17 protein-coding genes are annotated in these 14,352 nt (G+C 41.8%); 5 read left to right on the top strand and 12 right to left on the bottom strand.

The window, feature by feature from the left end; translation table 11 throughout:
• Window positions 1-4 precede the first annotated feature (4 nt).
• The 4 genes from B5Y40_RS01695 to B5Y40_RS01680 form a co-directional block, all read right to left on the bottom strand.
• Entirely contained in the window at window positions 5-304 is a 300-nt protein-coding gene (locus tag B5Y40_RS01695) for a DUF190 domain-containing protein (RefSeq protein WP_079684981.1), read from the bottom strand.
• An 11-nt stretch (window positions 305-315) separates the two neighbouring features.
• Window positions 316-1,278: an efflux RND transporter periplasmic adaptor subunit gene (locus B5Y40_RS01690; RefSeq protein ID WP_079684980.1), complete on the bottom strand. Its 963-nt coding sequence runs from the start codon at window positions 1,276-1,278 to the stop codon at window positions 316-318.
• 5 nt (window positions 1,279-1,283) lie between these two features.
• Window positions 1,284-2,531 (bottom strand): TolC family protein, encoded by a 1,248-nt coding sequence (locus tag B5Y40_RS01685; RefSeq protein ID WP_079684979.1) that lies wholly within the window; start codon window positions 2,529-2,531, stop codon window positions 1,284-1,286.
• 210 nt (window positions 2,532-2,741) lie between these two features.
• Window positions 2,742-4,085 (bottom strand): DUF3300 domain-containing protein, encoded by a 1,344-nt coding sequence (locus tag B5Y40_RS01680; protein WP_143785566.1) that lies wholly within the window; start codon window positions 4,083-4,085, stop codon window positions 2,742-2,744.
• A 172-nt stretch (window positions 4,086-4,257) separates the two neighbouring features.
• Between B5Y40_RS01680 and B5Y40_RS01675 the strand changes: the two genes are divergently transcribed.
• Both B5Y40_RS01675 and B5Y40_RS01670 read left to right on the top strand, forming a co-directional pair.
• On the top strand, window positions 4,258-4,791 hold the full coding sequence (locus B5Y40_RS01675) for a hypothetical protein (protein WP_079684977.1): 534 nt from the start codon (window positions 4,258-4,260) through the stop codon (window positions 4,789-4,791).
• Between the two features lie 161 nt (window positions 4,792-4,952).
• Window positions 4,953-5,510: a hypothetical protein gene (locus B5Y40_RS01670; protein WP_079684976.1), complete on the top strand. Its 558-nt coding sequence runs from the start codon at window positions 4,953-4,955 to the stop codon at window positions 5,508-5,510.
• Between the two features lie 404 nt (window positions 5,511-5,914).
• Here the strand turns inward: B5Y40_RS01670 and B5Y40_RS01665 are convergent, their stop codons facing one another.
• From B5Y40_RS01665 to B5Y40_RS01650, 4 genes are all read right to left on the bottom strand, one after another.
• The gene (locus tag B5Y40_RS01665; protein ID WP_159453578.1) at window positions 5,915-6,736 is read right to left on the bottom strand and encodes a polysaccharide deacetylase family protein; all 822 of its coding nucleotides are present in this window, start codon (window positions 6,734-6,736) and stop codon (window positions 5,915-5,917) included.
• A gap of 151 nt (window positions 6,737-6,887) precedes the next feature.
• Entirely contained in the window at window positions 6,888-7,442 is a 555-nt protein-coding gene (locus B5Y40_RS01660; RefSeq protein ID WP_079684974.1) for a DUF4136 domain-containing protein, read from the bottom strand.
• Window positions 7,443-7,474: 32 nt separating this feature from the next.
• Window positions 7,475-8,014, bottom strand: coding sequence for a hypothetical protein (locus B5Y40_RS01655; RefSeq protein ID WP_079684973.1), 540 nt, complete (start codon window positions 8,012-8,014; stop codon window positions 7,475-7,477).
• Between the two features lie 20 nt (window positions 8,015-8,034).
• Entirely contained in the window at window positions 8,035-8,685 is a 651-nt protein-coding gene (locus tag B5Y40_RS01650; protein ID WP_079684972.1) for a hypothetical protein, read from the bottom strand.
• 158 nt (window positions 8,686-8,843) lie between these two features.
• On the opposite strand from B5Y40_RS01650, the gene B5Y40_RS01645 reads away from it, so the two are divergent.
• The 3 genes from B5Y40_RS01645 (at window position 8,844) to B5Y40_RS01635 (ending at window position 10,876) form a co-directional block, all read left to right on the top strand.
• Window positions 8,844-9,494, top strand: a complete 651-nt coding sequence (locus B5Y40_RS01645; protein WP_079684971.1) for a response regulator transcription factor — start codon at window positions 8,844-8,846, stop codon at window positions 9,492-9,494.
• 144 nt (window positions 9,495-9,638) lie between these two features.
• Complete coding sequence (locus B5Y40_RS01640) at window positions 9,639-10,238, top strand: RNA polymerase sigma factor (RefSeq protein ID WP_079684970.1); 600 nt, start codon at window positions 9,639-9,641, stop codon at window positions 10,236-10,238.
• Window positions 10,239-10,294: 56 nt separating this feature from the next.
• Window positions 10,295-10,876, top strand: a complete 582-nt coding sequence (locus tag B5Y40_RS01635; RefSeq protein ID WP_079684969.1) for a hypothetical protein — start codon at window positions 10,295-10,297, stop codon at window positions 10,874-10,876.
• Window positions 10,877-10,904: 28 nt separating this feature from the next.
• On the opposite strand, the gene B5Y40_RS01630 is transcribed toward B5Y40_RS01635, so the two are convergent.
• Genes B5Y40_RS01630 through B5Y40_RS01615 form a run of 4 tightly spaced genes read right to left on the bottom strand, consistent with a single transcriptional unit; the run spans window position 10,905 to window position 14,117 of the window.
• On the bottom strand, window positions 10,905-11,291 hold the full coding sequence (locus B5Y40_RS01630; protein WP_143785565.1) for a hypothetical protein: 387 nt from the start codon (window positions 11,289-11,291) through the stop codon (window positions 10,905-10,907).
• A gap of 52 nt (window positions 11,292-11,343) precedes the next feature.
• Window positions 11,344-12,576, bottom strand: a complete 1,233-nt coding sequence (locus B5Y40_RS01625; RefSeq protein WP_079684967.1) for an STN domain-containing protein — start codon at window positions 12,574-12,576, stop codon at window positions 11,344-11,346.
• Complete coding sequence (locus B5Y40_RS01620; protein ID WP_079684966.1) at window positions 12,536-13,534, bottom strand: FecR domain-containing protein; 999 nt, start codon at window positions 13,532-13,534, stop codon at window positions 12,536-12,538. Before B5Y40_RS01620 ends, B5Y40_RS01625 begins: the two co-directional genes overlap by 41 nt.
• A 19-nt stretch (window positions 13,535-13,553) precedes the next feature.
• Window positions 13,554-14,117, bottom strand: coding sequence for an RNA polymerase sigma-70 factor (locus tag B5Y40_RS01615; RefSeq protein WP_143785564.1), 564 nt, complete (start codon window positions 14,115-14,117; stop codon window positions 13,554-13,556).
• Window positions 14,118-14,352 lie beyond the last annotated feature (235 nt).

Here is a 14,352-nt window from a genome sequence, read left to right as displayed (position 1 = left end):
TATTTTATAGCGTTTCAATTTTTTGAATAATTATCAGTCCTCCATGGAGGTACTCTTGAAGCTTCTTTGCTACGCTTCGTACTTTTTGATCTTCATCGATGAAAGTGATGAGTATAGGAGGCTCATCGAAGGAGAAGAGCTCGTTAGGTCGCTTGATCCGATGATGACGTCCAAAGCCGGCATAGGCACGAAAAGAAGTGGCACCGGCTATATCTTGTTCAATCAGGAATTTCATTATAAAATCATGCAGCGATTGTTCACCCTGGAACCGTTCAAGATCTATATATATTTCAGCCTTTAGCATATGGGTAGTATTTAATATCCGAATGATAATCCTTTTAATTCCATAGCACCTTTCGTTACTACTTTATCCTTTTCATCGAGACCATGCAGCACTACTACCTTGTCATCAATTTGCTGACCGATCAAAACTTCCTTCCGCTCGAATATATTTGCAGTACGCTCCACGAACATATAGTCTTTGCCCTGTACGTTTACCAGCGCACTCACCGGAACTGAAAGTGTATTATTCTTCTGAAGATCAAACAGCACATTAGCGAACATCCCCACCTCGAATTGATTTGCAGGATTCTGCATGACCACACGTACTTTCACCATGCGCGTAATGTTATCGACTTCGGCTCCTATACCATCTACACTTGCTTTGTATTGCTTGTCACCAAATGCTGTGAACGTAACCGTACAAGGTGTACCCGGCTTTACTTGTGCAATTTGATTTTCAGGAACTTCACAAATCAGCCACGCTTCTTTACTGCGAGGTTCTTTCAATCGTTGAGGATCAAGACCTGCTAATTTCAACTTTGCTTCCTGTTCTGTTATAGCAGCTTCCTCATTTGCCAATTGAGTTTCTGCATCGAGCACTTCTTTACCGGTAGCTGCACCATGTTGCTCCAGGTCTTTTACGCGGTTAAGATTTACCTCGAGTGTGTGTATGTTTATAATATGCTGCAGGAATTGTGAATAGGTAGCACTGAGATCTGCATCATCAAACAATACGGTATTGCGACCACCCCGCTCCGAAGATTGGACAATAGAAACCCCTATAGATGCCGGTGCAGCATATTGCGCAGAAAGATTTTCCTTTTTTACAACTTCAGATCCAAAGAACGAGAGGCTTTTCTGGTCGTCCGGGAACGTAATCTTTCTTCCTTGTTCTTCAACCTTTGGTGGTTGTATAACTTTAGGAGCTTCTGAAGTTGTCTGCTTCTGACACGCCCATGCTGTCAGACAAAAAACGATAACAATAGTTTTGTTCATGATACTTATTCTGCCAATTGATTAATAATACCGGTTGCAAAAAGAAGCTGTATATAGCTTCGTCTGAAGTCTTCCATCGTGCTATAGTAGCGTTGCTGCGTATCCAGCCATGAACGCTGCGCTTCGAGGAGATCTATAATAGAAGTACCTCCCTTTACATACGAGTAGCGAACGCTGTTTAATATAGTATCAGCTTCGGTGAGGTTACGTTGATAATCTTCCAGGTTCTGACGTTGTGTTATATACCTGCTATAGGCAGTGGTAACTTCTGTTTCAGCCTGGCGTTCCGTAGCCCAAAGATTTTGCTCTGACTGATACTTAAGCACTTGGGCTTTTTCGCGCTGTCCTTGATTGCGATTAAATATAGGTATAGATACAGTTCCGTAAAATCCAAGATACGGAATGCCATTCTGCGGATTATACATACCGCCTACCTCCGGTTGTGGATACGCCATGGAATGCTGCATTTTTATATTTGAGTTGCTTACATCAATCGCATTCTTGGCAGCAAGAACATCGCTCCGCTCATGTGTTCCCAACTCAACCAGGCTATCGCCCGCAGTAAGTATAGTGTTGAATGTATTGTCAGAGAAATCAACCGTTACACTGTCCGTCAATCCTACAAGGTATTTCAGATTCTGCAGTTCGCTCAAATAGTTTTGACGAGCCGTCACGATATCGCGTTGATACTGTTTTTGCAGCAATTGTGTGCGTTGCAGATCGGTACTGGTGATCACTCTGTTCTTAAGCCGGTATACATTGATGCGCACCAGACTATCAATATTCGTCTTACCCTTCTCGAGTATATCCAGCCCGATCTTGGCCGACCATGCGTCCAGCCATTTGCTCGCTACGGTATAATAAATGCTTCGTGAACTTTCGCTGTAATCAAGTTTTGATTGCGACACCAGCTTGTTGGCTATATCAATTTTATTAGCACGCTGTCCTGCAATTTGCAGAGGCTTGGTTACCTGCCACCAGTACTGACTGTTTGCACTGTTGGTCCAGGATGTGCCTTCTTTACGATTGTTGCTATTGGCAATATGCAGGAGCTGCGCATTGAATATAGGATCGGGTCTGATCTTCGCCGTAGTGATATCTGCTTCTGCAGAATTGATACTATATGCTGCTACTTTCAGATCGGGATTATTCTTTTTTGCCAGTTGAAGTGATTCCTTCAGAGTAAGGATTTTCTGAGCCTGCAACTGTCCAAGAGATGTGATGCAAAACAGTAGGATAAAAATGCGTTTCATAGTTGTGTTTCTTTTGTCGCTGAAAGTTTTTACACTGCCAGCTACGGGGATGCACGGAGTTTGTGTGCGTGTTACTTTTATTTCCGGTTCTTAGATGCTGTTTCCGGTAGAGGTCACATTGACAATATTTAAAAGTTCAAAAACGAAAGTTGAAAGAATTGAGAAGCCGGTGGGATATATACTCGTCTTCCGGCTCCTCAATCGTTTCCATTACCTGCGGAAGTGCCCTCCTCCACCCGCATGTTGCCATCCCATGCTATGAAAAGATTGTGCATGAAAATGATTGAAGCCTGCATTATTAAAATGTTGCTGCGGCATGGCATTATTAAAATGAGGTGTACTGCGGTTCATACCCGCAGGGTTGGAGTTCATTTCACGTGATCGCCCTACGGGCACTGTATTTCTTCCTGCTGCCACATGATTGGACTGCGTATTAAACTCTGTACTTCTAAAAGCAGGGTTGCGTGCAAGCGTTGTAAAATGCCTGCTGGATACATGGTTGAATCCACGGTATACATTGCCATTGACTACACGGGGATTATGCATATCGTAGTATGTATGGTAGTTCCGATACATCACCGGGTAGTGTGAATAACCGATCCCAAAAAACCAGTTGGCATATATATGTGAAGGAAGACCACACACAACCATGTTACCGGAAGGGCCGTAATAAAAACCAGTATGAAAATAAGCCGGTTGCATATACCAGATGGGCGAACTATACCAATATGGATAACCGAACCAGTATGGATATGGAGAGTTGTCGTAATAATTATTATTGACTATATAAGTAGGATCAGGCTGATTATACTGTGTAGCAAATTCATCGGCAGCCTTCTTCATTTCTTCCTGTAGCTTCGGATCGTTTTCAACCTGATTCTTATATACTGCAAGATCTTTTTCATTCTGTTGTTGAAGCTGATCGTGCAATGAATCAAGGTGCTGCTTTACTCCGGTGGGATCCGTCTGATACGCCTCCCCTAATCCTACTGTCACATCAATGTTATCCGTCAGTAACGTCATGATATCGGGCATGGATACGATGGTCTGAAAGTCACGTTGTACATCAGCGGGATATTTCGAAACGATTTTCTGCATCGATGTCTGCGATGACTGGTATAGATCATGCATGCGCACGAGATCGTTGAAATGCCCACGGTATGCGGTCACCAGGTCTTTCTGAATTTCTTCAGGATATGTTTTCACAAGCGCATCAACCTGGTTCGAGCCGGAGCCCATCGCTATAAATTTATTCATCAACTCCGGGTAGCGACTTGCCTGGTATAGTGCCTGCTGATCTTCACGCGGATAGCCCGAGACAAGATCCTGAAACGACTGACTTGTTCTGGCTTGCAGGCGTTCTAACTTAACAAGCACCTGCGGGTATTGTGATGTATTCAGAATGGCAGCACGAACATCTGCCGGGTAAGGTGCAATGGAAGAAGCAATCTCGTGATCTTCGCGCGCCAGGCTATCCATAAATGTCTGCGCATTTACGGCATGAAAAAAAGACAGCGCCACCAGTGACATAAAAAGTATTCTAAGCGTTTTCATATATCTACTATATACTTTATATAATGACAGCAGGAGTTTCCTGCTGCATTATTAAGATGTTCTGTCAGGAAGAATGTCACCCCTAAAAAAAATCATAACCCCGAAAAAAAATTAGTGACCATGTGTGACTTTCTGTTTCAGGTGCATCAAAAGACCAAACAACAGCAACAGCATGAAAAAAGTATTATCAACATTGGTGCTGGCAATGGCGGTAGTGACGGGTGCAAGTGCACAAAGTTCTTCTGTCAGAATCAAGGCGGCTGAGGCGGAAATTCCGGTGAACGTTCTTGAATCATTCAAACGTGATTTTAAAGGTGGCGAGGGCGAAGAATGGGCAATCCTTCCGGCCAAGCTTGTAAATGAAGAATATATAGTTTCAGAGCTTAACACTCAGAGCGGAACGAAACCAAGTTACTATAGTGTAAAAATCAAAGGGTCGAATGTTCACAGTGAAGCTCTATACGACACTAACGGGAAGTTGGTACGAATGAAGGAAGTGGTTAAGAATACAGCGCTTCCCAACGAGGTACGCAACGTAATCAGCAAACGGAATCCTGGATATTCTATAGTAAAGGATAACGAAATAATTAAAGAAGGTAAATCTACTGTGACATTTTACCGAGTTACCATTCTAAAGGGTAAAGAAAAGAAAGTCATTACTGTCGATCCACACGGAGGACATTTAAAAGAGAAAAAAATCGTTTAGTTTTTTCATAGGGGGTTTAGGTTAAGAGAAGAGTTGCGCAGACGGTGTGACTCTTCTTTTGTTTAACACGTGACCACCTTCTGTTCATACCATCTAATCAATATACTTTTTAAATATAGTACACTTGATGAACACATCTCACAATCAAAATTCTATTGCATATGAAAACAATCTTTGGAATTCTTGTGGGGCTTTGCCTCGCGACCGGAGCAAATGCTCAGGAGTCTGAAACAATAACGATCACTCCTGTTAAAAAAGGAGAAGAACCAAAAGCTGTGATGGATGCTATCCGCAATGATTTCCCCAAAGGGATGATCGTGGATTTAAATTTTCTACCGTTAGTTCTTTATGGCGAACAATGGAGTGTGCGCACGGAAGGCAACGTGAAGCAAAGTGATAATGTCAAATTTTACCAGGTAAATATCAAAGAAGGCCAGGAAAGTTACCAGGCAGTTTACGACAAGCACGGGAAGCTTCATTATTCCAAACGGATCATTAAGCATGCAGAGTTGCCGCAGGCAGTTGTCGATGCTATAACGGTAGCACACCCAGACTACAAAATTATAAACGACCGCGAAAAGATCACTTCTGACGCGAACGGGAAACTAAATATAGTATATCACGTTACTATTCAGAAAAAGGAACACGGTATACTACAGGGAATGTTTGTAGATCCTACGGGAAAAATTCTTCGCGAGATCCGTCCCTATAAAGTTTGAACTACGGCTGATATTCACTAGGCCGTACAATAAAGCCACTTGCTGACAAGCAGTGGCTTTTTTATTTATCAGGAAATTACCTACCATAAACTATACAACCTGTACTTCTGTACAGCATCTCTTTACCACATCCAGCTACGTTAGCAACCGCAGTCTTAAGAGGCGTTGCCAGAGACTCCAAACCGTAAGCTCTAATAAGTAATCATTACTCAACAACAAGCTACACAAGCGTTCATTACAAAGTACCTGATTAGCACGATGACTACATTGTGAAGAATTATTTATTAAAATAACATACCTGACAGGAATGATAAATCAATGGCTGGAATTCATTATAAAACAAAGCACTATGTGCCTGGAGTGAATCTCCGGACGCATAGTGCTTAAAGATATATAGGTATAAATTAATGCCTTCCTTTCAGCGGGTGCAATTCAAGCTTTACAAACGTAAAGCCTCGTTGTTGCAACTCTGGCAATGCATCCTTCAATGCTTCATAGCCATTCCACTCAGGGTGGTTCATGTGCATGATAACAATAGAACCATGTTTGGCTCCTGAAAGTAAATTATCCTTTATAACCGCTGCAGGCGTTCCGGGCACAGCATCACCCGATAAAAGATCGTAGCTGATGATTGTTTCTTCCAGGTGATCTGCTATAGCTGCACAGGCTTCATCAGTTGTGGCCGTGGCAGAACGGAAATATACCGGCTTGCGTGAGGTCATGCTTTCAATCTTGCGTGCGTTCAATTCAATCTCATCTATCGCCTGACCAACATTGGCCGTACCATGTATACCGTACATCGTCTCGCCTGCTATAGCACAAGGATGATGTGTAAGACCATGATTTTCTATTTCGAATAATGGATCGGCAGCCAACTCTTTTACTTTATCAGGATGCGCATCCATCCACAAACCACTCAGAAATAATGTAGCCGGTATTTGCTTCTGTCGTAAAAAATTAATAAGCTCTTCATCGTATCCACTGCCATGCGGACCTCCACACGCATCGAACGTAAGTGCCAATACTTTTTTATTGGTAACTATATCTTCGTCTACACCTTTCACAAAAGGACCAAATTGACCGGGCGAAGCATTTTTAAAACGGGAAACGATGCCGGCCTTCAACTTCGTATAAGCACTATCTTCTTTTAATGTACGTTCATTGAAGAACTGGGCATTTACATTAACCACAAAAAGCGAAAAGAGTAAAATAAGTAGGGTACGCATAAAAAAATAATTTAGTCGGAAAACAAATGAAGCCATAAGCAGTGTATCTGCCGGCCGCTATTGTTTAGATCAGTTATATAGTAACGGTCACTATAAACAACGAAGGCCAGTCATTATTACGTGACTGGCCTTCCCTATATTATTCCTATACCTATGATTTAGGAGGAAAATGTCTGAATGACTTCGATACTTCCTTCTGAACAAATTTAGCTTCGTTGTAATTATTAATAGGCGACACTGCGTACGCTCTCCATACGAGCTGATCAGTCTTTGCATCCAGCACGTCAACAATGAGCGTGCCCTCTTCGTAATGCGTTACCCAAAAGTTATTCCACTGGGGTCCCCACCATCCGCCTAAACTATAAAATCTATAGTATGGATAAAAGGCTCCCTGATTTGACAAATAATTCTGGACCTCTTGTTTCTCACGTGCCCCCGCGAGATACGTTACAATCAGATCCGGATTGGTATCGGAGGGTGTGAGACCTTTAGACTGAAGATCCTGTGTAATCGCTGCCTTCACATTTGCATCCATAAATGTATTATCCGTGTCGGTTACACCGAGCTTTCTGATTACTTTGCCCGATTCAAATTTAAAAGTCTTGTAGTTTTTAAAATCAACTTTCTTATCAAAGTCAACATGTACTTGTGCCGATGCAGTAAACGCTAACAGCGTGAGCAGCATCATGAAAATTTTTGTTTTCATAAAAATCACAGTTAAAGGTTATATATACTATACTAATTAGAGGTAAGGCCAACCATCTTGTCACCACGGGCGGCCAGTTCTATTTCTATTATATTTTCATTGTCTATTTGCGCCAGATTTCTGTTTCCTTCCCGCAAGTAAAACCTGAAATTAAAATATAGCTTGTCGGCAGGCATTGATCCGCCAAACGCAACATCTTCTTCAAAATGAAGTTTGCCAATCACTAACTCACCGGGCAGGTTGGTAGTAGGCTTTGTTTTCAGAAATGAAAAATCAATTTGATTTCCAGGCAATTCTGCATTGATCCGTATAGCGCCACTACCTTCTGCCAGCCTCCGGATAAAAGCAAGGTCAGATGAATCGTTCAGCGCGCGAATCGATTCCACCGGAATCACAAATTCAAATCTTTCAAGTGAATTATTTATTCGCGCTTCCAGGTGCCGGGTTATACATTCGTAATGTTTCTTATCGGTTAAAATCCTGATGCGACATTCATTTGCTCCCGTAAAGGTTGATTGACTATATGCATGGACAGAAACTAAAATAAAGATAACGGAGAGCAATTTTTTCATAAATGTATAGTGAGTGGTAATTATGGATTAAACCGTGTTTCCCATTTCAACAGGAGACTATCGATGTTATTTATATTCTCTTTCAATTCTTCTTCTGATACTTTATCACCTCTTTGTAATCGTTTCGATAAAGCCTTAACATCGGCCAATAAACCGTTTTCATCTTTTGTAGGTGTATAGTGATGGAAACTTATATAGCGGCTTGCGTGATCGGCCGCGGACTGCAAATGTGTACCGGCAAGTTCTTCCGACCTGTTAAAGAACTCAGTCTCCGTTACGCGCAGCCGCAGGTGTGCCAAAGATTTTGCTGCTTTTGCAAAAGTGCCGTTCAATTCGTCAATAGACTTAACGCGATTGCCGGCTATATTATCGGAAAGTATTTTGAGTTCGCTGATCGAATGTTCTATCGATTTTTTATTCGCCTGGTGATTATTGGCAATCTCCTTCATTGCGACAATCCCTTCATTGATATAGTCTGAACTTTCTTTATACTCGCCCCGGGCATACGATTTAAGGGCCAGCCAGAATTGTTCATCAGGTTGTGTTTCTGAAAGAACTACTTCGTTTACATTGGCTTCAGCCTTAGGTTGTACAGGATGTTCCTGTTTAGATTGACAAGCAGAAAGGATTATGAATCCCATCAGCATCAAGGATGAAAATGGATTTTTCATTGTCTTATTATTTTATGATCGTAGGTATATAACATCAGGGAAAATATTTATTTAACGAGACATGGCCATGCAGATACGTTTGTATACTTGGATGCTTCATCATAAAAAAGTCACCGAATATCCAATGGAATGTATACTTTTGGGGATCATTGCTTTAAATGGAAAAGATACGCGTAGTCATTGCTGACGACCACAAGATCATCCGTGTTGGACTGAATGCCATTCTTCAATTGGAGAATGATATAGACGTAATTGCTGAGGCTGAGAACGGCACCGATGTGATTGCGCTTATGAAAACACATGTTGTTGATGTTATACTCATGGACATTGACATGGGAGTGCCCAGTGGTATAGAAACAACGCACACGATTAAATCAGATTTCCCCGACATTAAAGTACTGGCGCTTACCCAACACGAAGAACGTGACTATATTCTGAAAATGCTGGAGGCAGGTGCCAACGGATACTTACTTAAAAATTGTGGTCGTGACGAACTGCGTGCGGCTATCCATGCCGTTGTTAATGGCGACAGCTATTTTAGCAATTCGGTTTCTGCAACCCTGCTCAAGGCCATTACGGAATTAAAAGGAAACCTGAAGCCTGCAGCAAAAAGTAATAGTGATCTTACGCAACGTGAAAAGGAAGTACTTCAATTGATCGCGCAGGAATACTCCAATGCAGAGATCGCTGAAAAACTTTTCATCAGCGTTCGTACTGTAGATACACACCGCAGAAACCTCTTGGACAAATTACAGGCTAAGAACACTGCCGGATTGGTGAAATATGCCATCGAAAAAGGCTTGGTCTAAGTAATTATACGGAAAGTCTCTACGCTTTTTAGCGTAGACCGTCTACGCGTTTTACCCTATTTTATCAAAATACGCTTTTTCACTCTATTCTGCCCCCCCGGATCACTGCACCTTTACAGCGTTGAAACCAACTGTTAAAACGCTATGAAAACTTTCAGTCAATTTTCCGATGAGCAACTCATTTCACACATTCTTGAAAACGATAAAGATGCGTTGGGCGAACTATATAATCGTTACTTCAAAAAAGTATATCAGAAGTGTTTCTCTATTCTGAAAGAAAATGATATAGCTTTTGATGTAGCACAGGACTCTATCATGAAAGCTTTCGATAAGCTGGAGTCATTCAAAGGTAATGCGCAATTCTCTACCTGGCTATATATCATTACCCATCGCGATTGTCTGGCATATCTTCGTAAAAAGAACAAGACTACGATGCAGAGCCTCGAAGAAAATACACAGGAGGATGAAGACATAAAAGAAAGTGACTTTGTATCGCAGCATGAACACGAAGAAGCTGACCAGGAGAATATCATGTTTGCACTCATCGAACATTTACCTGCAGAAGAAAAAAGTTTACTGTTGCTGAAATACCAGCAAGGTAAATCAATTGAAGACTTGCAGGCTTCGTATCACCTCACATCAAGCGCTATAAAGATGCGCTTGAAAAGATCAAAAGACAGAATCAACGAGTTGTATTGGGTTGCTCTTGTTTCCGGACTTCCTTATGCATTGTCGCTTCTATAGTATATCGGTTAAATTTCATACGTATATATACGAACGTGATTAGATCATTCGCGAATATGAAGGGTTGTATCGTATATCCTTTTCTATACCACGCTGATTTCAGCAGGGGATACTCGTGGACAATTGAATTGGCACGAAAGCTTAGCATGCCGGTTTTTCTGTTCACCGTAATCTCTCATGAGTATGCTGCTACAGAGAAAGAGGCTTGCTACTACGCTTTTATGAAGGCTCACAGTACCTATATAGAACCGTTTGTCGCTACTCACACATCCACACCGGAAGTGCGAACGGAGCAAATCTGCATGGAGTCCGATACGCTCGCACCACGATTTGAATTCTCTACGAGACTTATACAGTTAGTGCGCCAGAAACGAGATGCGATTGTTGTTTTACAACCCAATCTCTTTTCTGAATCCGATCAGCAACAAATTATCCAGGCATCGAACAGCACGATCGTATTACCTGGCGGAATCGAACAAAATCGTGATGAAAAATTTACTATAAATGAAGAGCAGACGTTCTATGAGACGTTCCGGCTTAGTCATCACTTTAAGATGTCCGATTACTTTCTAAAAAGCCTGGGAAGCGACAAAGAATCGTTCAATTATTTAACGTCCGTTTTTGGCAGACGGTGTTAACCACCCGGGTGCTATAGTATATATACCGTCAGTTTCTGCAATTGGTATATACGAACAAAGTTTTCCATGTGCTTTTTTGCTTGTCATTCAAGACCTGTAACATGGTGGCATCTCTTTTCTCCCGAAGCATTTGAATCTCCGAAGAGCACTGCGATGCATCAAATAAATTATCGGTGTACGCCTTTAAGGTTTTGTCGTAAAAATCGTAATTGATCTGTTGCATCTGTTGAGTCTGCGACTGATCCAGCTTCAACATACATTGCAGTTCAGCTGTAAAATATTCCACAGAGAACCTACGTTCCTCCCACTGTTGCCCCAGGTTTATTGCTCCGATGATTGCCAGCGACAAAAAAACCCAGAAAGCTTCTTTCAAATTTGATTTAGGATTTAATAGAATACTTTTAGTTGGTGCCATACGCTTGTGCATTTGGTCTGTAACTAAAAGACAGGTAGAAATCAGATTGCCACTATGGTCGTTTGAAAAAATTTATTCTATAAGAAATGCTGGCTTCCCAACCTACCAGGTATTTATCGACCGAATAACCCTCTCGTGCATTGCGAACAATTTCAGAGATCGGCCCGCCAGGCGCTGTCGCATAGATAAAAGTAGTTTTATAACCGTAGTTGTATGGAGGGACCGGAGCCAGAGATGCTGCACTGCTTGCGCGACCAAATACTACCACATTCGCTTTCTCCAGCGAATACTTTGTTCTCATATAGCCTAACGTTGGCCCTGCACGAAGACTAATGTTTTTGGTAATGGAATATTGCAACATCAATCTTACCTGGTGGAGTTTTGCCAGAAGTTTGATATCGCTTTCAATCGTCCTATTGTAAATCCTGGCTGATAAATTTTCATCCTGCTTCAATGCACCATAGGTATATACCGGATTAAAAGACAGGTTTCTCGATAACAACAACGATGTACCCAAACCGTATGAACCGTAAAAATTACCGTTGTATAACCAGGAAGGATTATATACTACATATAGCGATCGAATACCAGCTTGTAACTCTCCTCCTGCAGCAAAGTCATTTACCATAAAACCTGCAGAGATAAACCAGCTTGCGTGGCGACTCTTCAAATTTATTTTTTGAATCTCATGTGCTGGAAGCTTTTTCAGGAAGGTGGTATCGAAATATACTTTAAACTCTCCTAAATGTCTGTTAAAATATCTCCCGGAAGTTGATGCTATAGGTCCATCAAAACTACGTTGTGGCACTGCACTGGCCGTATAGGCAACATTCGTTGGAATGATCAGCGGAGTATATCTCGGAACGTTGTAAGATCTTTCAAAATCAGAACGCCTGGTGCGGGGAATAGGTTGGGTACTAACCGCAAGTGCCGGTGATACTGCTATAGTTTTTATGATAACGTACCGATCACGCCTGGCAAATGTCAGATTCGTCTGCCGCCCCAGTAAAAGAAGAACATCGTCCAATGAGCGGTTTGTCGCCGACAATGAAACCTGCTTATTGACTTCGATCTTATTAGAGCTATAGATGAAATTTAAACCCGTTATCTCTGAAAGTTTTTCAATGAGCGTATGAAACTGGACACCGGTAGTGGTTAGTGTGATTTTCTTTGGAGTACCCGTACGGATATACTGTGGCAACGCAGTATGGCTGATAAAAAGCAATAGAAGCGCGGGCATTAGCCTACGGACATCCTTCGCCTTCCAGGGTAAACACTGTGCCATTTTTTACTACCGACAGATTTAATGACTCTGCGATTAAATTTAAGAGATTTTCCGCAGAATCATTGTCAAAGGTAGCAGTCAGCTTGCAATTATTAATATTCGAATTGCCTAAAGTGATCGAATACGGATATACTTTCTGGATGTCTGCGATTACTTCCGGTAAAGGTGCATCCTTAAAAACCAGTTTGCCGGTAGCATATCCCCATGTGTTAACATGTACAGAATCTTTTACGCGAATCGTATGGGTGGCGGGATAAACAATTCCGGTAAACCCTGCTTCCAGGTAACTGCTGTCTTGCGAAGTATATACCAGCACCTTGCCTTCTTTTACACTTACTTCGAGTTGTTCATTTCGTAGGGCCACATTAAATACAGTACCTACTACTTTTATATCCGCCAGCGAAGTATGAATAATGAAAGGCATTTCTTTATTCGGTGCAATTGTAAAAAAAGCTTCGCCACTTGAAAGACTAACTTCACGCTGTTGCTTTCCAAAACCAGAAGGGTATAAAAGCGCACTGTTATGATATAGCGTTACTGTAGAGTTATCGGGTAGACTTATCTGTTTTGATGAATCCTTAGTATTAACTTTAACTTCCGCAATGCTCTCCGTGTTAAAACGTATATATATCAGCAATGACGCCAGTATTGTGATCAGTAAAGATGCAGCGATTCTAAAGAAAATTGTATTCGTACCCTTACGCGGTTTTGACTTCCACATAGGCGCTGGTTCCATTTTCAGATTGAGCTTTTGCCATGCCTGCTTCGCGTTAACATCCGGTGGTGTTTTAGCTGGATGCGCTTGATTCCAGGTAGTCTGAAAGTTTTCATAGTAAGCGCGATTTTCAGCGTGCGTCAGCCAGTCTTGCAATGCGATTGCTTCCTCGGGATCAGCTTCTCCGGCCAAATACCCGACGATAAGTTCGTCCTTAATTTCTATATCATGTTCACGTTTCACTCAGGCCGTGGTTTATGTTTTAAAAATGATCTTTCAATTTTAGTCGCAAGATTCGTAAGGCCTTGCTGATCTGATTCTCTATTGTGTTAACCGAGATGTTCAGTTTTTGAGCGATCTCGGCATACCTTAATTCCTCATACCGGCTCATCATAAAAATAATCCGGCATTGTTGTGGCAATTCGTTTACAACGGACTGGATACTGTTGGATAATTCATCCGGAAAAATTTCCGGTTGCTGTACTCTACTTGTCCCTTCCAACACGCCATACTCCTGGTGCTTCAGCTTTATGGTGCGGTGCTCCAGGTGATTGATACACTGATGATATACCGCGCGGAATAAATAGGATCGTATAGCATGCTGTATATTCAGATCTTCTCTCCTCTCCCATATCTTCAGAAACATAGATTGCACAATATCCTCTGCTTCATCCATATCTTTCAAAATCGTGAAAGCATATTGACAGAGGTTTTCATAGCAGGCATGGAATACCTGTTCAAAGGCACCTTTATCACCCCTCTGAATAGCCTGGATTATTTCCTGATCAGGCGATTGCCCCATTTCTCCTCTGTAGATATGAACCAAATCTATTTATTTTCTTCATGCTGTCTTAGCATAGAGACAGGTAAAAATAAGGTCACCACTACGGATCGCATCAAAAATCGCAGCAACAAGGCTCTTTCCAAGACCTTATCTTCATTTGCAGAGACGAAGTGGCTGTTCGTGAAGTTTTCACGTTTAGAACAAAAACACGTTGTTAATAACTTTGACAAACATTTATGTATACTTGAGCAAACGTGGAGACCAGAAACCACGCGAA

Origin of the sequence: Ohtaekwangia koreensis (assembly GCF_900167975.1) — a bacterium.
In the GTDB taxonomy this organism is placed as follows: Bacteria; Bacteroidota; Bacteroidia; order Cytophagales; family Cyclobacteriaceae; genus Ohtaekwangia; species Ohtaekwangia koreensis.
This window is presented reverse-complemented; position numbering and strand designations above follow the sequence as displayed.